Raw genomic sequence first — 21,821 nt, forward strand, 5'->3', positions numbered from 1 at the left:
CTCTTAGTTTCCTTGTTTTGGCAACAGAAATCGTTGCTGTGTTTCAAATAAATAGCCGACTTGGAAAAGTAGATCTTCTCTGCCTTTAGACGCCATAAATTGGATCCCTAGCGGCAACCCTTCCTCACTAAGAGCAGTTGGCAAGCTGATGGCTGGCTGCCCGGTTAAATTGGCTAATTGAGTGTACGGTGTCAGAGCATAGCTCTTGGCAAACATTTCTTCGATCAACTCACCCGCAGCACTTTTTCCAAGCGTCTCGATCTCATGCAGTCTTTGGCGAATGCTATCGCTTTGTAAGTCTTCCTCAATCAAAGGGGCTGGAAAAGCCGTCGTCGGTGTTAAAAAGAGATCATAGGTCGAAAAGACTTCTTCCATTTTTTCTGCCAGCTGATCCCACCACTGCAAGGCAAGGACGTAATCGGCGGCAGGCAGTTTTTTGCCATATTGGTAAAGTGCCCAGGTCATCAATTCCATCTCTTCCCGTCTGACCGGTTCTTGACGAGCAGCATTGATTTCAGCAAACATCGCAGCTGTTTCGCCGCCATTCATGGCGTAATAGGTGGTCATCATTTGCTGACCATCCACTGGATAGCCCACTTCAACGACTTCGTGCCCCTGCTTTTCTAAAAATGCGGCTGCACTTCGGACTGCTTGGATGGCAGTTTCAGACACTTGGCCACCGGTCGGCGATGCGGTAGTAAAAGCAACCTTCAACCGCGGTTTTTGACTCGCTTGCTGATGATGCCATTCTACTTGCGGTGCCTGATAAGGGGCAGTCGGCTGTGACGTTCGCAACGCATAAAACAACTGTTCCGTATCACGCATAGAAAGCGTCAACGCAAAGTTGATGGAAGCGCCTTGCCAGCTGCGCCACTCACTAGGACCCACTGGCATCGTGCCACGGGTTGGCTTCAAACCAATCAATCCGCTAAAGGATGCTGGAATGCGGATCGATCCGCCGCCATCACTGGCACCCGCAATCGGAAACATCCCCGAAGCCACTGCCGCTGCCGCACCACCACTGGAACCACCAGCTGAATAGGCAGGATTCCACGGATTACGTGTAGGCCCATACAATGTTGGATCAGTGATATTTTTGAATCCAAATTCTGGTGCATTGGTTTGCCCTAACGGCACAAAGCCCTTCTCTTCTAAACGAGAGACAAAATGAGCCGTGCGACTGGCCCGTGCTTTTGCAAACAGTTTGGCTCCTGATGTTGCTGGCCACCCTGCTTTGTTTTGGCCGAGTATTTTTAATGGCATGGGTTGTCCACCAAAAACCGTTTTTTGAAGATGCTGCTCGTAATGCTGAATCGCTGCTTGCGGATCAAATGTTACAAGCGCATTCAAAAGCGGATTTTGTTGATTGACTTTTTCTTCGATCATCGCCACCCGCTCGGCAAAGCTAATTTGTCCTTGCCGAAATTGTTCCGCCCAATAGGTCGCATCTTGCATGCTTGTCCCTCCTTTCCCTCAAAAACCTCAAACAATTATCTAAACTGTAACACATGAAAAATTCTTCTTTATATAGACTACAATATACCAAACACTAGGAAATCTTTCAACAAAAATAGAACAGTTTCCAAACCTGTATCATATCGTTCTCAAATGTTCCCATCTTTTTACTACCAGCTGTCGACCAGCGCTTCTTCTTAGCTGCCCTCATCATTACCTAACAAAAACGGCACATCGCCAAACGATGTGCCGTTTTGATTTACTTGTATTTTTCTTCCAGCTTGCTCATCCAAAGACCTAACCAAGCCCCCAAGACAAACAAGATAATTCCGATGACGGCCGTTATCCAAGTAAAGCCGCTATAGTTTGCCACAGGAGGAATCACGATCAAACCCGTTGAGGCAATAACGATCCCTAAAATGAAGTGATAGACTTTTGAATGATAATGGGTCAATAGCCACTCCATCAATTTCGAAAACAACAGCATCACTGCCAAGCCGCCAATGGCGATCGGTAGAAAGACACCCATGATGTCAAAGCTCTTAAAGCCTTTCAACATCGGATCATAAAGGCCCAGAACGAGCAAAAGGTTTGAAGGACTCAAGCCGGGAACCAAAACACCTAACGCGATCAGACCGCCGGCGATCACAAAACCTATGAAATTGGCAGGGATCGTTCCTAAGATATCGCCCATAAAATAGAGGAACAAGAAGCCGATGACCATACTGCCGAAGAACCAAATCAAATCACCGGTTGTTCGTTTGCTTTTTAAAGTCGATTCTTTGGCAAGTGCCGGTAATGTCCCAATAATTGCCCCCGCAAAGCCCCACAAAACGATGATTTGATAATTTTGCAGCAGCCACTCTAATGGCTTCGATAAAAGACCGATCCCTACGATTCCCCCAATCCCTACTGGTAGGAAAAAGAGGAAATTCTCTTTAAAATTCTTCGTCAGATGTGCCATAAAGCGCAGCATCCGCTCATAAATGCCTAAGATGGCTGCCAATACGCCTCCTGAAACACCAGGCAAGATAAAGCCCAGGGCAATCACCACGCCTTTAAAAAAACGTGACAAAATACTTTCGTTTCTCTGTTTTTCCATTTACAATTGCTCTCCTTAGCGATGGTTTTCACCAATCGTTCTTTTTTCATCAATCCCTTTAACTATACTTGATTGCCAAAAAAATGGAAAGTAATTTCTAATTCCTCATACAAGGCGGCACTCAAAGCTCTTTCAGCATCAAGAAATCCGTCTGCTCATCATCCCCCATAAAAAAGGAATGACTGCCAACTCTTTCAAAGCCCATCGTTTGATAAAAAGCCAACGCATTGTCGTTGAATTCCCAAACGCCTAACCAGATCGACTTTTCCTGCAGCTCTTTGGCGGTCTCTTGGGCAAACAGCAGCAGTGTTTTGCCATAGCCCCTGCGCTTATGTTCTTTTTTGATATAGATTCGTTCAATTTCCAACCCCTCTGGGGCGATTGCTTCCGTCTGTGCCTCACCCCAGTTAAGTTTGATATATCCTACGGTTTGATCATTTTCTTGTAAAAAATAAAACGCCGATTGCGGATTTTCTAACTCTCGGGTCAGTTTCGGCAGATTGTAGGCTTCTTCTAGATAGATGCGGGTATTTTCCTCCGTATTGAAAGGAGCAAATGTATCGTAATAGGTGGATACGCTGATTTCTCCCAATTCTTCTAAATCTGCCAAAGTACATCGTTTGATAGCCATCAAAACGCCTCCTCATTTTTTCAAGCTATTCTATCACATCTCCATTATCCCTTGCAAAAGCAAAAAGGACCGACAGCTTTCCCCACTGTCCGTCCTTTCATAGACTTACTCTTTTATAACCAAGACCCAGAAAACTGATGGATCACCATCGTACTCGGATCTTCCTCGACCTCACCAGTGATATAGCTTTTTGGTGAAAACGTCATTTGCGGGAAGATTTCTACGCCTTTAACGGTTTGTCGTTGATTATTCAATTCTAATCCGTGGTTTTGCAGCAGTTCCGTCACTCGGATCACATTGGTGACGACATCTTCCGTTTTTTCTGCCCGGACAAATTTTCGGTCATCGTAATCGTGGTACCATTCTTCCATAAAGGGATGGTGCGGCACCGCTCCAATGATCCCAGTAGAAATCTTGGTTTCGATCTCAAAGCCCATAAATGCCTCCAGTGTCAAGAGCTCATCTAAAGGTTTGACCACCTCGATATCGGTATCCATATAAATACCGCCTTCTGTCACTAACGCATACAAACGAACCACATCTGACACAAATGCCCATTCTTCTTGGTCATAGGCCTCTTTTAGATAAGGACCGAATTTTGAAAGGTCGATCGTTGATTCATCCCAACGTTTGATCTCATAATCCGGACAATATTTTTTCCAGGTATCCATGTATTTCTTTTCTTGTTCACCTAATGGATTGCCGCCAAACCAGCAATAATGAATAATTTTTGGAATCATCAATCTCTCTCCTTTAGTTTATTGGTTTCTTTTAAGTGTAGCGGATTTTGCAATTGTTTCAAAATCATATACACTTTTTACGGCGAAAAGAACTGTTTCCTCTGCTCTTCAGGATCAGAAAGGATCATTGAAAAAGCACCTGAGTCAACGACTCGAGTGCTTTTTGAGGGATTGCTTATAAATAACGATTGTCCCGTAAAACGGCTTTTTTGATATCTGCCACCGTTTGCGTCCCCGCAAGCTGCATGACCATCTCCAATTCTTTTTTGAAGAAATCAAAGACTTGTTGAACACCGGTAGCACCACCTAGAGCCAACCCATAGATCACTGGGCGGCCGATCGCCACTAGATCTGCTCCGCAAGCAATCGCTTTAAAGACATGCTGTCCACGCCGTACCCCGCTATCAAAGACGATCGGCGCCCGACCTGCCACTGCTTCAGCCACGATCTGTAAGGAATCAAAGGAAGCTGGGCCACCATCCAATTGGCGTCCCCCGTGATTTGAGACCCAAATCCCTTGTGCACCTGCCCCTAAAGCTCGTTCCACATCTTCTTCTGATTGCACCCCTTTGACATAAACTGGCAAGTCAGATTCTTTGGCGATAAAAGCGACATCCTGGGGACTTAATTTTTGTTTTGAGGAGCCGTAAACGGCATCCATCGTTTGTCCGATCCCTGATTGATAGGCCTGAACGATCGGCATTGCCAACGGAAAGGTGAAGCCATTGCGGCGATCCGTTTCTCGATTGCCCCCAACAGTTGCATCTGCGGTCAAAACGATCGCTTTGGCGCCATTGCGTTTTGCCATCGCCAAGATGTCTTTATTGATGCCATCGTCTTTACTCATATAAAATTGGAACCACTGCGGCGCTTCTTGGCCACCAGCTGCTCGGATTTCTTCCAACGTACAAGAGGCATACGAACTCGCCGTATAGATCGTGCCAAAACGTGAAACACCTTTGGCTGACGCTTGTTCTGCCGCAACATTTGCTAAGCCGTGGGCAGCCACAGGCGCCATAATGATTGGCGCTGACAACGTATCACCGCCAAAGGACAACGTTGTGTCCGGTAATTCAATGTCCTTTAAGACATGAGGAATGATCAATTTGTGATTGAAGGCGCGTTCATTTTCTTGATAGGTAAAAATATCCCCCGCACCACTGCTGATATAGCCATACCCACCTTTAGGAATCACTTCCTCTGCCGCGATCTCCAAATCGCGCATATTGATAAAATCAATTGCTCCTTCTGCTGTACTTGCTTGATAAATTTTTTCCATGCCTTTCCCTACTCTCCAATAAGATAACGTTTACATTCTCATCCTACGCCTGATTGTAGGATCACGCAACTCATTCGCTCACTCTGTCAAATAAGCTTCTTTTACTTTCCCACTCAAGACAGCCCTCCATTGAGCTGGCTGAATTATTATTTTGCTCGTTTAACATATTCTGCCAATAACAACGGCTGAATCGTTGGATATGTCCAGCTGGTAGGCGGCTCTGCCATTACATAGATTGCTTCGATCTCTGAGGTCAATTCATCCTGCAAGTCCGTGATCTGGGCTTCAAACACCAAGCCGTAATCGGTCTCCCCGTCTTTTTCTACCCCATAGATAAATAACGGCTCTAGAATAAAGTGCTTAGCGCCTGTTTCTTCTTTTAATTCACGGGCGGCACACTCTGTGATGCTTTCTCCTAGTTCTCGCTTACCTCCGGGTATTTCTAATGTGTCTCGTTCTTTGTGTTTGACATAGACGAGCTTTTCTTGATACTTGCTGATGATCACCGCAAAAACTAGCTGCTCTTCTGCGATCTTTTCAAGCTCAAAAATCGTTACGTGATTCATTTTACTCATTCCTTTCAAAAAAGCAGGCTTGCTTCTATAATAAACAGTCGTTAAAAATCAAAAAAAGTGCTGATCCCTTATGAAAAGGGCCAGCACTTGCAGCTTATTACTCTTCTTCTTCCGCCATGAATGTGTTGAAGACTTCTTCAATCATATCCCATTCTGCTTCTGTTTCGATCTGTTCTAATTCACCTTCAGAACCGTCTTCGTTTTCAATATAAGCGTACGCTTGTAATTCAACATCTTCTTCTTCTGGTACGCCTGCTGGATAAAGCAAGACGTAGTTGCGGCCGAATTCTTCCGTACCGTCAACCGTTAATAGAATTTCGTATAATGTTTCATTTCCTTGATCATCGATTAAAGTAATGTGTTCATGTCCTTCATGATCGTGATCGTGGTTATGATCGTGTGTATGTTCTGACATTTATTTTCCTCTTTTCTGTAAATTAAAACAGCTGTTTCCCAGCACCATCTAAATAATTCTGCAAAATCATGACTGCTGCTAATTTATCAATCACTTTTTTTCGTTTGGCACGCGAGGTATTCGCCTGTTCTACCAGCATTCGTTCTGCTTGAACGGTCGTCAGACGTTCGTCTTGGTAAACGACCGGCAAACCGAATTGCTGTTCGATCGCTGCGCCGTAAGCCATAGAAGCTTCCGCTCTAGGTCCGATCGTATTATTCATATTTTTAGGTAGTCCTACCACAAAACGTGAGACTTCATATTCTTTCACCAATTCAGCAAGTCGATCATAACCGAAATTGCCTTCATCTTCATTGATGCGAATAATCTCAATCCCTTGTGCTGTCCAGCCCATTGGGTCACTGACCGCCACGCCAACTGTCCGCGAACCAACATCCAATCCCATGATTCTCATTATAGGTTGATCCCGTGATTGCCTAAATAATAACGGATCAGAACTTCCATGATCTCATCCCGTTCGTGACGACGAATCAAATTCCGGGCATCCCGATAACGAGGAATGTAAGCCGGGTCGCCAGAAAGGAGATAACCGACGATTTGATTGATCGGATTGTATCCTTTTTCCTCTAATGCTCGGTAGACGATAGCTAATGTTTCGCTGACTTCTTTTTTACGGCTATCATCAAAATCAAAGCGAACTGTTTCATCTGTAAAACCCATTTCACGACACCTCTCTTTTGTATAGATTTTAGCATATGTTCCTTCTATATTGTACTAAACGTTTGATAAAACTACAAACATATGCTTAGATTTTCTCCATTATAACAAAGGTTTATGATGTTTTTATGAACTTTCTTAAAAAAAGCTAGAAAGCGCGATAGACATACTGATTTTCTGGTGCTTCAATCGTCTTCTCTTGGTCTGCTACCACCATCGGCAAGTCCCGTTTGAAGGGTTGATAGTACTTCGATTGGATCGTCCCTTCCACGTGGAGCCACTGGTTATTTTCTGCCGTTGTTTGTTGAGGTAATTCCACTCGCAAGCCAAAAACGCCTGAATCAGCCACACAATGGATAATGCCAAAACGAAACAAAAAGATTTCATTGGCATCATCTTGATCTGCATGGTACACAAATCCATCATAGGTGATTTTCTTACCAATGAATTCACTCGGGTACGTATAGATCAACTCCATGACTTCCAAGTAATTTTCTTCCGTTACCGCAATCGTCTCATCTTTGGCGTAACGTGCCAATGCGGCATCCATCTGAGTGTCATAATCTTCTTTGTTAAAATAAAGACTTGTATCGGGTTTCAGATATTGGGTCGTCATTTCTGGATCCCCTACAGATTCTTCACTTAGGGGGAAATTAAACCCTTTTGCTTCAACGATCGTCGTATCCAAGCTAACGGTGGGGAAAAAGAGCCCCACGATGATCGGTAAGGCTAATAGAAAATACGCAATCACTCGTTGGTATTTTTTCTCTAATCCATGCTGGTGCTCGTCGTCATGATGATGATCGGGCTCTTGTTTGACCCAAAAGTACAGCTGGACCAAAGCCAACAATAAAGAAATGATCATAGATAAAATAGCGAGATAGCGATAATGAATGTTGATAAACTGATTGAGTTTGCCCGTCACTTGCAAATACATCATTAATTCAAAATAGCCTGATAAGATCAAAAAACGAATCATTCTTTACACCACCCATGCATAAATTGAAACGACGATTGCGACTAAACCAACTAAAGAAGCGATAAAACGCCCCGAAAAGTACCGCTTCATCATCAACAGGTTTTTAATATCTACCATTGGACCAAAAACCAGGAAACCGACGACTGGTCCCGTGCCGAATAAACTCAACAACGAAGAGCCGATAAAGGCATCTGCTTCGGAACATAGGGATAACGTTAGTGCCAACAGCAGCATGACGAAGACCGCTAACAGCTTCGTGGAGCCTAATGTCAGCATCAAGCCAGTTGGCAGATAGGTCTGCATCGCTGAGGCGATCAACGCACCAATGATCAAATAACGCCCAGTATCGAAAAACTCATCCAAACTATGCTGCAGCAAATGACGAATCTGCCGAAGGAGCCGATGACTGGTCTTTTCTGTTTGATGATGGGCGTGATCATGCCCATGATGGTGTGGGTGAGCTGCCTGCTCATTCCCGCCACTTAATTGATTGGCAAGCCGTGTTTTTAAGACCTCTTGTTTGTTAAAATACGCCAGCCAGATCCCCACGACCATTGCGACCAATAAGCTGCCCAGTACACGCAAAAAGGCGAATTTCGCGGAATTTCCAAAGGCAATGAATGTAGAAAAAATCACGATAGGATTGATGATCGGTGCAGTCAGCATAAAGGCAAACGCCGTATACACTGGAACCTCTTTTTTTACGAACTGATTAACGATCGGTACGATCCCACATTCGCAGGAAGGAAAAAAGCCCCCCAGACCACAACCAACTGTGATCGATGCCAATTTGTTTTTTGGTAAGAGTCTCGTGACTCTTTCTGGCGTCAAGAAGACTTGTAAAGCACCTGAGATCAAGCAGCCCAATAGGACAAAGGGCAAGGCTTCAATGACGATAGATAAAAAAATAACACTCATTTGCAGGACAGAATTCGGTAATGCCTGAAACATAACTTTAACCTTCTTTATCAATAAATTCGAAACGCTGGAATTACTATACGTTTTTTCCTTTTTTTATACAACGTTTTTTTTAAAGCAGCCTATTTTTTTAATCGTTGCTTTAGATTTCCCTTATCTTTGAATCCTTCTTACTCATTTAAGCGATCAGCTGCTAGCAGATATTTTGACTTTTCCTCAAGAACAGCGTACATTTTCCATGGAGGAATGACTTATGCAAAAAAATCAACCGATCCAAGAGCAGCTCGACCAACATCCGTTGGCACTACTCTATCTCTCTCAACCGAATTGCAGTATTTGTGTTGCAGACAAACCACGCATCCAAACACTGGCACAAACCCAACAACTCCCCCTATTTACCATCAACACGCTGGCAGAGCCAGAAGCAGCCAGTTTATTTTCGGTCTTGACGGTTCCCGTCGTCCTCTTGTTCGCGAATGGGAAAGAAGTGCATCGTGAAGCCCGCATCATCGATTTCACACGTTTGACTCAACAAATCTTGCGGTATCAAAAAGCGCTCACAAGCGTTGAGGAGCAAGATTCCTACGAATCACTTTTTGACCAGTTAGACGAGTAAGTTCAGTGAATAAAAGTCAAAAAAAGCTGTCAGATCGTTGTGTATACTACGATCTGGCAGCTGTTTTGCTGGTTCCTATTTATGTGATGCGATTATTCGCTTAGTGATGGTTCTTCTACTGGTTCTTCATGTGACAAGACGTTGCCTGAATGCAAGAAATAAATCAATGTTTGCAATTCATTGGTTAAGTCAACGTTTTGAATCAGCACGCCTTTTGGTGCAGTGATTCGTGCAGGTGTAAAGTTCAAGATTCCTTTAATGCCAGCTTTCACAAGCTCGTTCACTAAATCTTGTGAATGTTGTGCGGGAACCGTCAAAATAGCCACATCGATCTGCTGGATCTTCACTTGTTCCTTCATGTCATCCATTGGATAGACCGGCACACCATCTACGATTCGACCAACTAGATCTTCGTTGACATCAAATGCGGCACTGATCCGAATGCTGTTGCTTTGGTGAAATTTGTATTTCAACAAGGCGCTCCCCAAGTTTCCAACACCGACTAAAGCTACATTCGTCATGTGGTCTTCGTTCAATGTCTTCGCAAAGAACTGCATCAAGCTTTCAACATCATAGCCGTAGCCGCGTTTTCCTAATTCACCAAAGTAGGAAAAGTCGCGGCGGATCGTCGCACTATCAACTTGAACAGCTTCACTTAGTTCGGTCGAAGAAACTTTTAATTTGCCAGCTTGGTGCAAAATACGCAAGTAACGATAATATAAAGGCAATCGCTTCGCTGTTGCCTTTGGAATTTGATGATCTTTCAAAGAATACTCCCCCATTGTGAAAAATTCACTTGTGATGAAGCTATCATAACAAATACATTGTTCAAAAATCAATTTGAATGCTCATAATTTGAAATATAAATTTTATAATGGTAAAATCAACCTTTTTCCCAATCGCCGTTTCCCTTAAAATATGATAGACTTGTAGTATTGCAACCTTGATACAGACAAGTTTCTTAAAGATAGGAATGACATACACATGATTTTATTACAAGCCAACCAAATCGCCCGTCTTTTCGGAGCCGAGGTTTTATTTGAAAATATCCAATTAGAGATTGCCAGCAATTCCCGAATCGCGCTTGTTGGGCGCAACGGTGCTGGTAAATCAACGCTACTGAAAATTATTGCTGGACTCGAAAGTCCTGATAAAGGAACGATCGCTAAAAACAAGACCGCTACGATGGGCTACTTAGCTCAAGATACCGGACTTGCTAGTGAGGCCACCGTTTGGGAAGAAATGCTAGGAGCTTTTGCAACGGTTCGACAGATGGAGCAGCGCATGCGTACCTTAGAGATCGCCATCTCCGAAGCAGATCCTGCTGCTGACTCTGGCAATCTCCTGAAAGAATACGACCAGTTGCAACATGAATTTGCAGAAAAAAACGGCTATGGCTATGAAAATGAAATTCGCTCCGTCTTGCACGGTTTTCAGTTTGATCCTTCTTTTTACACGCAAGCTATCAATACCCTTTCCGGTGGTCAAAAAACCCGCTTGGCATTAGCAAAAATGCTGCTGCAAAAACCTGATATCTTGATCCTGGATGAGCCGACCAACCATTTAGACATCGAAACGTTATCTTGGCTGGAAAACTATCTACAAGGATATGCCGGTGCGTTGCTGATCGTTTCCCATGACCGTTACTTCCTAGACAAAGTCGTCAACGAAGTCTACGAACTGAGTCGCCAAAAAATGCGCTACTACAAAGGCAATTACAGCCGCTATTTGACCCTGAAAGCCGAACAGCTGCAAAGCGAATGGAAAGCCTTTGAAAAGCAGCAAGAAGAAATCAATAAACTGGAAGACTTTGTTGCCCGCAATCTTGTCCGTGCCTCTACCACCAAACGCGCGCAAAGTCGCCGTAAGCAATTGGAGAAAATGGACCGGTTGGATCGCCCGCAAGGAGATGAAAAGTCCGCCCACTTCCTTTTTTCCATTGAAAAACCTTCAGGAAATGTTGTAATGCAAGTAGAAAATGCCGCTATCGGTTATTCTGAAGAAGAAGTCTTATCGGCGCCCATCGACTTAGATGTTCGGCGCAAAGATGCGATCGCTTTAGTAGGACCGAATGGGATCGGCAAATCAACCTTGCTGAAATCGCTGATTCATAAAATCCCCTTTATTCAAGGAAAGGTGCATTTTGGCGCCAATGTCTCAATCGGGTACTATGACCAAACTCAATCCGATCTGCACTCAACCAAAACGATCCTCCATGAGCTTTGGGATGACCACAGTACCACACCTGAAGTCGAGATTCGCAATATATTAGGCAGCTTCTTATTTTCGGGAGAAGATGTTGAAAAGCCGATCACGCTGTTAAGCGGTGGCGAAAAAGCCCGTGTCGCTTTGGCAAAATTAGCCATGGACCATGACAATTTCTTGATTTTGGATGAGCCAACCAACCATTTAGACATCGACAGCAAAGAAGTCTTAGAAAATGCCCTGATCGATTATGAAGGCACGTTGTTTTTCGTATCTCATGACCGCTACTTTATCAATCGAATCGCCACCAAGGTCGTGGAACTGTCTGAAAACGGCAGCAAGCTCTATCTAGGCGATTACGATTATTATTTAGAAAAGAAACAAGAAGAAGCTGAGATCGCAGCGATGCTGGAAGCAAAAACAACCGAAACCACCATTTCAGCGGGCAAACAAACCTTTGTCCAAAGCAAAGAACAGCAAAAAGCCGTTAGAACCTTACAGCGAAAAGTCGCCCAAATCGAAGAAGAGCTTGCCACGATAGAAGAAACGATCCAGCAACTGGAACAAGACATGACCGCACCAGAAGCGTTGAATGATCATGTAAAATTGACCGCGTTGAATCAAGCGTTAGAACAAGCCCGCACTGAACAAGAAGCCCTATTAGAAGCATGGGAAAATACTAGCTTAGAACTAGAGGCATTTGACAGTTGATCGTGTCATCGGTCTGTAGGCCGATGACAATCGCCCCCTCCTTTGTTTTACTTAAAAGAACAGGATGAATACGTACAATTCGTAAAACAAGGAGGGAAAAATGCAAAAACAGACAGATGTTTATCGAAAGCGTCGGCCAATGATTGTTTTGGCAGGATTGGTGTTGATTTGGATAGGGTTCAATCGAATCTCTCATCACGTGTTGTACGGAGAGTTGTCCGAACACGTGTCTACCGCCGTTGCCTATGATGATAGCTACGATGACGAATATGTTTACTCCCAAGCTATTTTAAGTGAAGATATCAATGCTTACTTAGGGGAAATGGACATCACAACACCGATTTTCCTGCAGACGAACGAAGAATGGGCCGATAGATCCTATGGCAATGACGGCAGCCAGACCTTGGCAGAAAACGGCTGCGCGATCGCTTCTCTTGCGATGGTTCAATCCTACCTTGAAGGCTATCCCATTTCGCCACTGGAGGTCCTCGATTGGGCAGGAGATCATTATTACGTTGACGGCCAAGGAACGGACTGGCGGATTTTTTCTGACTTTGCCGATGCAAACGGCTACAACTATTATGATCTTGGCACAGATCTAGCCAGCGTTGAAGCTTACTTGCAACAAAATCATCCCGTCATCGTTTCTGTGACTCCAGGGGAATTTACAGATGGCGGCCATATTATGGTCTTAGGTGGAATGATGGACGATCAAGTGTTTGTCTTAGATCCCAATGATGATCCAGAAAAATCCCATTACTCTATCTATTACACACTAGATGAAATCGCTGATCAAAGCTTGCGCTTTTGGACCTTCAGCTGATTGATCGAAAAAAGTCCCATTGGGGGCTTTTTTCTTTGTCGTCCCGAAAGCAGCAACTGGATCTTACTTTTTTAATAAAAAAACCATTCTTTCTCCCCTTAGGAATCCGCTTTCTATTATAATGGAAGAAAGAAAGGTGTGAAGTCTATGAAAATCGGTATCCCCAAAGAAATCAAGAACAATGAAAATCGTGTGGCATTGCCGCCCTCCGGAGTCTATGAGTTAGTCCAAGACGGACACGAAGTCTTCGTTGAACAAGGCGCTGGTGCAGGATCAACCTTTTCTGATCAAGCGTATCAGGAAGTTGGCGCTACGATTACTACCGTTGAAGAGGTTTGGGCCTCTGAATTGGTTATGAAAGTCAAAGAACCTTTACCAGAAGAATACCCCTTTTTGCATGAGGGACTGGTTTTATTCACCTATTTCCACGTAGCCGCCAATCAACAGCTTGCTCAAGCATTGATCGACAGCAAAGTGATCGCTGTTGCTTATGAAAACGTCCAGCTGGCGAACGGCACCCTGCCTCTGCTATCGCCTATGAGTGAGATCGCTGGAAGAATGTCTGTTCAAATCGGCGCACAATTTCTCGAAAAAATATATGGCGGAAAAGGGATCCTGCTTTCAGGTGTTCCCGGCGTCCGTCAAGGTCGGGTAACGATCATTGGTGGTGGCGTTGCCGGTGAGAATGCCGCGAGAGTCGCCGTAGGTCTGGGCGCACAAGTAACGATTTTAGACGTTTCGATCCCACGCTTACAAGAGCTGGATCGACAATTTTCTGGTCAAGTCCAAACCTTGTATTCCAATCGCTTGAATATCGAACGAACGATCCAATCCGCAGACTTGGTGGTAGGAGCCGTCTTATTACCAGGACAAAAAGCCCCGTGCTTAGTGACCCGCGAAATGGTGAAACAGATGCCTGAAAAATCCGTGATCGTCGATATTGCCATTGACCAAGGCGGAATTTTCGAGACCGAAGACAAAGTCACCACCCACGACGAGCCAACCTATATCCGGGAAGAAGTTATTCACTATGCAGTGGCGAATATGCCAGGTGCTGTGCCGCAAACGGCAACCATCGCATTGAGCATTGCCACCTTACCGTATGCCCAGCAGCTAGCGAACGATCCTTTAGCAGCGTTGCGAGAAAATCAGGCACTTGCCAAAGGGGTCATCGCCTATGAGGGCGCATTTACTTCAAAAGAAGCCGCTCACGATCTGTCATTGCCTTTTACCGATCTATCGGAATTGATTTGAGCCACTCTCCCACAATAAAACCAGCAGCCGCACAAGTAATTCGCGGCTGCTGTTTTGCTTTCTATGAGAATTTCCTTTTTTGGGTAGCATGGGCTTTGGAAGTATGCTATATTCATACTTAAAAAAAATTCGACCTAGACAGGAGGAACACTGTGCTTACTCAACAACAAATCCAAGCATTTCCTAAAGTAGAACTTCACTGCCACCTCGACGGTTCCATTCGTCCAGAAACATTGATCGCCATCGCCAATCAGCAAGAACTACCGATCGAGCAAGACATAGAAGCGGTAAAAGCACAGATGCAAGCCCCCAAAGATTGTCATGACCTGAGGGATTATCTTCGCTGCTTTGATTTCGTTCGGCCGTATTTGCAAACACAAGAAGCGTTAGCAGCTGCCGCCTATGATGTGATGGAACAAGCCGCTCAAGATGGGGTCGCTTATATTGAGATCCGCTTTGCCCCCAGCTTATCGATGGACAAAGGACTCACTTGCAGCCAGACCATCCAAGCCGTGATCGAAGGCATCGCACGAGCAGAAGAACGCTACCCAATCAAAGGCAATGTTTTGGTCATTGGGATGCGTCAAGAAGACCTACCAGATATTACGGCGATTTTTGATGAAGCGATCGCTCTTACCGATGAAAAAGTCGTCGGCATTGATCTGGCAGGTCCAGAAGAAGACGGGTACGTCCCTGATTTAGCTGCCAGCTATCAAGTGTTCCTCAAGAACCAAAGTGTCCAGCTGACCTTACATGCAGGCGAATGCGGCTGTGTGCAAAACATTTATCAAGCCATCGAAAGCGGTGCGCAGCGGATTGGCCACGGCATCGCCTTAAAAGGAGATCCTACTGCTCAAGCATTTGTTCGAGAACAAATGCGCTGTATCGAAGGCTGTCCTACTAGCAATGTTCATACGCGTGCGATTCCCACATACTCGGCATACCCATTAAGAGAATGGCTGGAAGCCAAGGTCCCTTTTTGTTTGAATACCGATAACCGAACGGTCTCCAACACGACATTGACCAATGAATACCTGCAAATGGCTCATCATTGCGACATGACCGAATCAGAGATGCGCTTCTTAAACGAAACCGCCGCTCAGCATTCCTTTGCGGAAGCTGCCGACAAAGCGGTACTCTTGAAAAAAATTCAAGAATGGCAATTCTAATAAACATGGACGCTAGTGATCCCCACTGGCGTCCATGTTTATTTCCAAAACGATCAACTTTCTTTCCTTTATGCAAAGAAGAGCCGATCGATCCGTGTTAATTCCACCTTACCTCCCATTTTCTATTTTTATGAAAATAAAAAAGCTGTTCAGATGAAATCTCACCATAAACAACTTTTCTATGCTAGATAAAAATTTGTATTCAATGTCAACGTTTTTGAAGAAAATAAGAAAAACACTCCCATGTTCTCTTACACAATCATCTACACAAGCACCCAGCTAATTTTTTAAATCTAAGTCTTCAATCAACGCCACCGCACGATCGATCCCAGCGTCTTTTGTTTCTTCTAGCACCACGTAACAGTATGGCTTGTGTTTGATCAGAAGCTGTAAAATTTCTGGATACCGTATTTGTCCTTCACCTAACGGGACAGGGATCACCTCTTCTCCCGAGAGTTGAAAATCCTTTAGGTGCAAGCAGACGATTTTCTCTCCGAAAAGAGTAAATGCTTCTTCTACCAATGCGACTTGATCAGCAGCCGTTTTTGCGGTGATCAAATTCGTTGGATCGTAAATGATGCCTAAATAATCAGAAGGAACACGTTCAATCAGCTCGGCGATGCGCTGATTCGAATACAGCGGATGATTCAGTCCAGCTTCGATCCCTACCATGATTCGATATTTTTCTCCCACTCGAACGAGTCGCTGGATCACATGGATCAAGTCTTCAAAAACCTCATCCGAAAAATTCTCTTCGCTATATCCCAGCGTGGCAATGACTGAGCCTGTCTCTGAAGCCACCATGCTGGCACCAAAATAACGGGCATGGAATAAATAGCGCTCAAATTTCTGTAAGATTTTTTCTCGTTCCCCTGGTTCGGGATGAATCAAGTTACTATAACAACTTAACAAAGCGATTTGAACGCCTTGTTCTTGGAATTCATTCTTGAAGAAGGTCCCCATACCTGGATTCATCTTTTCAGGAGCACTTAGGTCTGGAAAAGACGCATTCAAGGCAAACTGAACGTTTTTTATTTTCTTTGCACCTACCGCTTGTGCTAGCTGCTTTGGTGTATATTCTCCTGAAAGGTCATGCCCTCGGATGGCTAAATGAATCATCTGACTCCTCGCTTTCTACTGTTTTTTCCCATTCAATAATCAAATTTTCATAAGGTTTTAGCCTATGGTTACCGCGCGTCAGCGCTTCCCCTGACAAGCGTTCGAATCCGGGGAGAGGTAAGGTAAAGTCAGCTGTCGTCATACCTAAGTTACTGATCCAAAGTTGGACATGGGTCGCTGACTCTCTGCGATACTTCATCACACCTTCCGAACATTTGATCAACTGGTGATCTGATTCATAAGGGAAAAGTTCTTTGCGACAAAACGACTGCCATATCAAACTGTCTGTTAAATTGCTAGGTAGCGCACCTAAATAGATGATCTCTCCTTGAGCCAGTTGCTTCTTAGCTAGTAGCGTTTGGTCATTCCCTCGTCCAATCGTTTCCCAATCTTCTGGGCAGTGAAAAACTGTGACCAAATGATCCAAAGGTTCTTCTAGGCCATCATAGGTTAGCTGATAAGCCAGTCCTTTCACCGTAAGCTGCTGGATTTGATCAAACCCGAGCCATTCTCCTAAACGATCTAAGCCATTTGTCGCTGGCCACGCCAGCTCTTTGGTCCGATCCCCCGTCATCGGGCCTAAAATCAGCTTGCCTCCTGCTTCGGTAAAGGCGGCAAATTTTTTCAGCAAAGTAGGACTGATCCAACGAACAAATGGGGCAAGAACAACATCATACTCTTCTAACGGACTATTTTCTTGAATGATTTCTACACGAATCCCTTGGCGAATCAGACTGCCGTAAAATTCGGTAAATAGGCTGCGATAATCATAAACACCCCCATGATCGATCGTGTAAAAGCGTTTCGAGTAATCCGAGTACATGATGGCTATTTTTGCTGATACATACTTCGTTTCCGCTAAAAGTGGTGCGATCTGTTGTCTTAGTTCGCCAATCCGAACTACCTCTTCATACCCACGATCTGGCTCTCCCCAAGCAGTTAACACGGCACTATGGGGTTGCTCCACACCATAGCGATGTCCACGAAAATGCCAAAAGCAGAAGGATTTCAAATTACCTGCATAGCCAATGAACGCTTCACTTGTGACAAACCCATGAGGACGAGGTGCTGCATAGTTTTCAATATGACCAGCATTGGCAGTACAAGTTTCTAACAATAACATTTCCTTGTTGCGCGGTTTGACATTCCGCCAACGATCCAAGTTCATCGTATACGCTGGATAATTGTCTGCCGGTGCATACGTATCAAAACCAGCAATATCTAAATCAGCAAATAGCTCATCATTTTGCAAGTTAAACCCAAAAGCGGAGTTATGGGTAATGGGTAACGCGGTCTCCATTCGGATAAAATGACAAAGATCATGCGCAAACTCATTCAACGTATCGGTGGTAAAGCGGCGAAAGGCATTCATCAGGGAAGAATTATGCAAAAATGGGGTCGTTAGTGGCAAGACGACATCCTCAAATGCGTCATACCACTCACTCCACACCTTCGTTCCCCAACACTCATTGAGGTTGGTCACGGATTGATAGCTATCTTTTAAATACGTATTCCACCGCGTTTGGCACGTCCTACAGTAACATAGATCGACATGACATTTAAACTCATTGTCCAATTGCAACATAACGACATTTTCATGTTTTTCGGCAATCTCAGCGATTTTTCTCGTCAAACGATAGGCATAACGGCGAAAGTCCTCGTTGTTGGTACAGACATGCTGTCTTGAGCCATGATGCATCTTCGTCCCATCTTGATTAGTGATTAATGCTTCTGGATACTGTTTTGTAAACCAGCGGGGCGGAGTTGGCGTTGGAATACATAAGCAAACATCGATGCCATTTGCTTGGTACTGTTCTAGCGTACGTTCCAACAACGCAAAATCATATTCTCCAGGTTTAGGCTCCAAGTCACGCCACATGAATTCCCCAATTCTAGCAAAATTCATGCCCAACGTTTTCATCGTGTGACTATCACTTTGCATGATTTCTTCCGACCAGACTTCTGGATACATGCAGGCGCCATAATAAATATCAGGAAAAAGTGGTTGCTCATGGAAAAACGCCTGTAAACGAATCGCCACGTAGCGAGCGATCATATGCGCCCCGAGCTTTGAAAAGTGGGTATCATCTGCAAGACCTGCAGGATAATTAGAGTGCTCATTCGGTGCTAACCAAACAAAGAGTGCTTTGGAAGCTTCTAGTCCTAATGTGTCATAATAATGATAGGTATAGCGATTTAAATCAAACAAAACTACTTCTTCCGTTCGACTAAGTTCTCTTAAGACAGGTAAAAATACTGACAACGTATGCGCCAGTCGTCCCTCTTCTCCTACCCGCCGTTCAACAGGTGTACACAGGATCGGGATTCCTGCTTTTTCTTTGATCTGACGGATCATGTCTGTTAAATGAGCAATGTATGCCTCCATCGTGACATGGTTTTTCTCTTTTTGGTCATTATGTCCAAATTGCAGTAGGACGACTGTATTCGGTTCGACTTCTTGCAGGAGCTGCTCAAACAAACCTTCTTCGATAAACGAACGAGTCGTACTGCCGTTTTTTGCAAAATTGCGTACGTTTACTTCTGGGGATAGATAGCTTGGTAAGGCTTGTCCCCAGCCCATCATTGGCTGTTGATCAAGGGGATAATCCGCCACGGTTGAATCTCCGCCTAGAACGATTTTCATTTCTTTTCTTCCTCCATCTATTTACTATCAGATTTCCAACAGCTTTGACAAGTCCGCTGGTTTTCTTGTTGAACTTAAGCTGCATTAGAAATCGCTTTCTTTTCTATTATACAAAACATTCGCTGATGAAAACATGGAAAAATCAGAGCAAAAGCTGCGAAAATACGAGCTTTTCCGCAGCAACCAACAGTGATCAGCTCTGACCTTTTCGATATTGTCCTGGGGTCATTCCCGTGCACTTTTTAAATAAACGATTGAAGTAGCTGGGATTATACCCAAGGTTTTCGGCGATTTCATTGATTTGGTGATCGGTTTCGAGCAACTGCCGTTTTGCTTCTACGATGCGAACATTAGTTAAATAATCAATAAAGTTGACCTGCTTGGCACGCTTGAACTCCTTACTCAAAAAGATTGGGTCGACTTCGAAACGATCCGCAACATATTCTAACGAAATTTGTTCATTGCGAAAATCAGATTGGATGTACTCCGCTACTTTTTGGATCATTTCACTATAAGAATTAGCGACATTTTCTTGCCAGAGGATGGAGACGGGCTTTAAGAAATGATGGTACAAAAAGGCTTGAATCTGATTGATGTCCAAAAGTCGTTCGATTCGTTCTAACACAACCGTTTTCGATACATAATCCGTTCGTGAGACCCCATTTTCATTTAAAAGGTAATCGACTTGATCATACAGTCGATTGATCACATAGATCACCGCAGCCTGTTGATTGTTTTCTGCAACGACCTGTTCTAAAAACCGCTGGAGACTTCGTTGCAATTCTTCATGATAGCCACTTTTCAGCGCTGTTAAAATCAAATTTTCTTGCGAAAGAGAATACTTCGGCAGCGGGCGCATGTTCTCTCCTTGAAGCACTTGATTTTCGGGAATCAACTGTTGCAGATGGATTTGCTTTTTGAGACGTTGGGCAACTTCAGGCAACTTGCGAATCTCAGTTTCTTGTTGCGAACTAACGATGGTGACATAACGGCAGACGATCAAATTGATTTGCTTGGTGACCATCGTGAAGTAATCTGTCAGTTGTTGCTCTTGATTGACCACAAAAACCAAAATCCGTCCTTCATTTGACGAAAAGATGGTTGATTCTGGGAAAAACATGGCTGTGACATCCGCTATAATGTTTTCTAACGCAAACAAAATGTGGGTTTCATCTTGTGAATTTGCTTGATTGCTTAATAGATCATTGAGTTGGAAATAAAACAAGCGATACCCTTGGTCACTTAAGCGCCAGTTTTTTTGCTGCAGTAATTGTTGCGATTCTTCCTCTGATAAATAGCCATAATACCCTTCCATCAAATGTTGGATCACTTGCCGCTTGAGCGAATCTTGAAAGCGTTCCGCCTGATTTTGTAGCAATCCTTTTTCCCGACTTAATTGTTCCCAACGGTCCACCAAAAACTCCAGATCGTTTTCTTTTTTCCATTGGGTATTACCAAAGAGCTGATCCATCGTTTTTTCAAAAGGTTGGTATTGTTTTTTTGCCAAAAAGAGACTCATGACTGCCACACAAGCAATAAAAAGAATACTTACGACGATCAGCACTCTAGCCAAATGAGTGACTGGCTCGGTAATCAATGCTAAGGGAACGACGGTATAAAACGTCCATATTTGGTTGAGTCGCGTACTGTTTACGGCGATCATGCTATAATCATTGCCATTGATCGATTCGACCCAGGTTCCTTGATGCTCCTCACTCAGCGGTTGGATAACATTCGCTAAGTTCTGATCGCCAATAAAACGAAAACTCTCATGATTAAAGGAAATCGCTGCGAGTCCATTTTCAATTTGGGTATCATAAAAATACTTTAACAATGATTGCTCGTCGATCGTTGCAACTAAAAAAATTTTAGGCTGATCTTCGCCTTGGCCATCAATGTTTTGTACAAAAATCAATTCATCCTCTTCTTCAATGATCTTCCACTGATACTGCCTACCATTATCGATCCGATAGCGTTCAAATGCTGTTTTGGTTTGCTCGAGCGTTAATTCATACGTGCCGCCACTTTCAATCCCAAAAGGCGTCTCGCCTAGTGAATAAATACCGATTCGATTGACATAATTGGAGCTATTTGTTAAGTAAAACAATTCTTCCGACAGCTGGATCAACGTCTGATAATTTGTCGTTTCCAGTAAATCTTCTTGGTAGCGCCTTTGAAACGATTGCCCCCAAACGCTTAAAGTCACTTCCAGCTGCGAGAACTGTTGGTTGATGTTACTAACGATTCCTTCGACTTGGCGATTATTTAGTTCTTGATACGATCGTTGTAATGGTCCGATCAAATAGGCATGCAAAAAGATTGCAACGGCTAATAGCGGCACGACGATCCATAGACTGGCTAGCTGCAGTTTTCGATGAAAACCGCCTGTTTTAAAGTACTTCATTCCCAAACACCCTTGTAATAGATTTTATGTAACAAATTGTCATGCGAAAAAACGCATGACAACCT

At 44.0% G+C, this 21,821-nt stretch carries 20 protein-coding genes; 5 read left to right on the forward strand and 15 right to left on the reverse strand.

Features of this window, described 5'->3' with window-relative positions:
- Positions 1–3 precede the first annotated feature (3 nt).
- From IGI78_RS12400 to IGI78_RS12450, 11 genes are all read right to left on the reverse strand, one after another.
- Positions 4–1,455: an amidase gene (locus tag IGI78_RS12400; protein ID WP_195266586.1), complete on the reverse strand. Its 1,452-nt coding sequence runs from the start codon at positions 1,453–1,455 to the stop codon at positions 4–6.
- 259 nt (positions 1,456–1,714) lie between these two features.
- Positions 1,715–2,557, reverse strand: coding sequence for a DUF368 domain-containing protein (locus IGI78_RS12405; RefSeq protein ID WP_077451846.1), 843 nt, complete (start codon positions 2,555–2,557; stop codon positions 1,715–1,717).
- Between the two features lie 121 nt (positions 2,558–2,678).
- Entirely contained in the window at positions 2,679–3,188 is a 510-nt protein-coding gene (locus IGI78_RS12410; protein ID WP_430618047.1) for a GNAT family N-acetyltransferase, read from the reverse strand.
- A 113-nt stretch (positions 3,189–3,301) separates the two neighbouring features.
- On the reverse strand, positions 3,302–3,928 hold the full coding sequence (locus tag IGI78_RS12415) for a glycosyltransferase family 32 protein (RefSeq protein WP_010749841.1): 627 nt from the start codon (positions 3,926–3,928) through the stop codon (positions 3,302–3,304).
- A 175-nt stretch (positions 3,929–4,103) separates the two neighbouring features.
- A complete protein-coding gene (locus IGI78_RS12420; RefSeq protein ID WP_010749842.1) occupies positions 4,104–5,207 on the reverse strand; it encodes an alpha-hydroxy-acid oxidizing protein in 1,104 nt (367 codons plus the stop codon).
- Between the two features lie 146 nt (positions 5,208–5,353).
- The gene (locus tag IGI78_RS12425) at positions 5,354–5,773 is read right to left on the reverse strand and encodes an NUDIX hydrolase (RefSeq protein WP_195266584.1); all 420 of its coding nucleotides are present in this window, start codon (positions 5,771–5,773) and stop codon (positions 5,354–5,356) included.
- 106 nt (positions 5,774–5,879) lie between these two features.
- Positions 5,880–6,197, reverse strand: coding sequence for a DUF1292 domain-containing protein (locus IGI78_RS12430; RefSeq protein WP_005228559.1), 318 nt, complete (start codon positions 6,195–6,197; stop codon positions 5,880–5,882).
- A gap of 22 nt (positions 6,198–6,219) precedes the next feature.
- Positions 6,220–6,651: a Holliday junction resolvase RuvX gene (gene ruvX, locus IGI78_RS12435; protein ID WP_005234242.1), complete on the reverse strand. Its 432-nt coding sequence runs from the start codon at positions 6,649–6,651 to the stop codon at positions 6,220–6,222.
- Positions 6,651–6,917 (reverse strand): IreB family regulatory phosphoprotein, encoded by a 267-nt coding sequence (locus tag IGI78_RS12440; protein ID WP_005228556.1) that lies wholly within the window; start codon positions 6,915–6,917, stop codon positions 6,651–6,653. Before IGI78_RS12440 ends, ruvX begins: the two co-directional genes overlap by 1 nt.
- A gap of 145 nt (positions 6,918–7,062) precedes the next feature.
- Positions 7,063–7,893 carry a TIGR03943 family putative permease subunit gene (locus IGI78_RS12445; protein ID WP_195266582.1) on the reverse strand — a complete coding sequence of 277 codons (831 nt, stop codon included), beginning with the start codon at positions 7,891–7,893 and terminating at the stop codon, positions 7,063–7,065.
- 3 nt (positions 7,894–7,896) lie between these two features.
- The gene (locus tag IGI78_RS12450) at positions 7,897–8,844 is read right to left on the reverse strand and encodes a permease (protein WP_430618049.1); all 948 of its coding nucleotides are present in this window, start codon (positions 8,842–8,844) and stop codon (positions 7,897–7,899) included.
- A 220-nt stretch (positions 8,845–9,064) separates the two neighbouring features.
- Here IGI78_RS12450 and IGI78_RS12455 point away from each other — a divergent pair, with 220 nt between their 5' ends.
- Positions 9,065–9,427 carry a thioredoxin family protein gene (locus tag IGI78_RS12455; RefSeq protein WP_096741580.1) on the forward strand — a complete coding sequence of 121 codons (363 nt, stop codon included), beginning with the start codon at positions 9,065–9,067 and terminating at the stop codon, positions 9,425–9,427.
- A gap of 92 nt (positions 9,428–9,519) precedes the next feature.
- Here IGI78_RS12455 and IGI78_RS12460 read toward each other — a convergent pair whose 3' ends face one another.
- Positions 9,520–10,194, reverse strand: coding sequence for a redox-sensing transcriptional repressor Rex (locus tag IGI78_RS12460; RefSeq protein WP_005228549.1), 675 nt, complete (start codon positions 10,192–10,194; stop codon positions 9,520–9,522).
- A gap of 217 nt (positions 10,195–10,411) precedes the next feature.
- Here IGI78_RS12460 and IGI78_RS12465 point away from each other — a divergent pair, with 217 nt between their 5' ends.
- The 4 genes from IGI78_RS12465 to add all read left to right on the forward strand — a co-directional run bounded on the left by IGI78_RS12465 (position 10,412) and on the right by add (position 15,589).
- Positions 10,412–12,343 carry an ABC-F family ATP-binding cassette domain-containing protein gene (locus tag IGI78_RS12465; RefSeq protein ID WP_195266578.1) on the forward strand — a complete coding sequence of 644 codons (1,932 nt, stop codon included), beginning with the start codon at positions 10,412–10,414 and terminating at the stop codon, positions 12,341–12,343.
- Between the two features lie 100 nt (positions 12,344–12,443).
- Positions 12,444–13,166 (forward strand): C39 family peptidase, encoded by a 723-nt coding sequence (locus IGI78_RS12470; RefSeq protein WP_077451881.1) that lies wholly within the window; start codon positions 12,444–12,446, stop codon positions 13,164–13,166.
- 147 nt (positions 13,167–13,313) lie between these two features.
- Entirely contained in the window at positions 13,314–14,420 is a 1,107-nt protein-coding gene (ald, locus tag IGI78_RS12475) for an alanine dehydrogenase (protein WP_195266576.1), read from the forward strand.
- A 152-nt stretch (positions 14,421–14,572) separates the two neighbouring features.
- Positions 14,573–15,589, forward strand: coding sequence for an adenosine deaminase (add, locus tag IGI78_RS12480; RefSeq protein WP_195266574.1), 1,017 nt, complete (start codon positions 14,573–14,575; stop codon positions 15,587–15,589).
- A gap of 279 nt (positions 15,590–15,868) precedes the next feature.
- Here add and IGI78_RS12485 read toward each other — a convergent pair whose 3' ends face one another.
- The 3 genes from IGI78_RS12485 to IGI78_RS12495 form a co-directional block, all read right to left on the reverse strand.
- Entirely contained in the window at positions 15,869–16,708 is an 840-nt protein-coding gene (locus tag IGI78_RS12485; protein ID WP_288362785.1) for a sugar phosphate isomerase/epimerase family protein, read from the reverse strand.
- The gene (locus tag IGI78_RS12490) at positions 16,680–19,352 is read right to left on the reverse strand and encodes a beta-galactosidase (RefSeq protein ID WP_195266570.1); all 2,673 of its coding nucleotides are present in this window, start codon (positions 19,350–19,352) and stop codon (positions 16,680–16,682) included. The genes IGI78_RS12485 and IGI78_RS12490 overlap by 29 nt, the downstream gene beginning before the upstream one ends.
- Before the next feature lie 193 nt (positions 19,353–19,545).
- On the reverse strand, positions 19,546–21,756 hold the full coding sequence (locus tag IGI78_RS12495) for a helix-turn-helix transcriptional regulator (protein ID WP_288362788.1): 2,211 nt from the start codon (positions 21,754–21,756) through the stop codon (positions 19,546–19,548).
- Positions 21,757–21,821: the final 65 nt, after the last annotated feature.

Origin of the sequence: Enterococcus sp. DIV1767 (genome assembly GCF_050542585.1) — a bacterium.
Classification (GTDB): Bacteria; Bacillota; Bacilli; order Lactobacillales; family Enterococcaceae; genus Enterococcus_D; species Enterococcus_D innesii.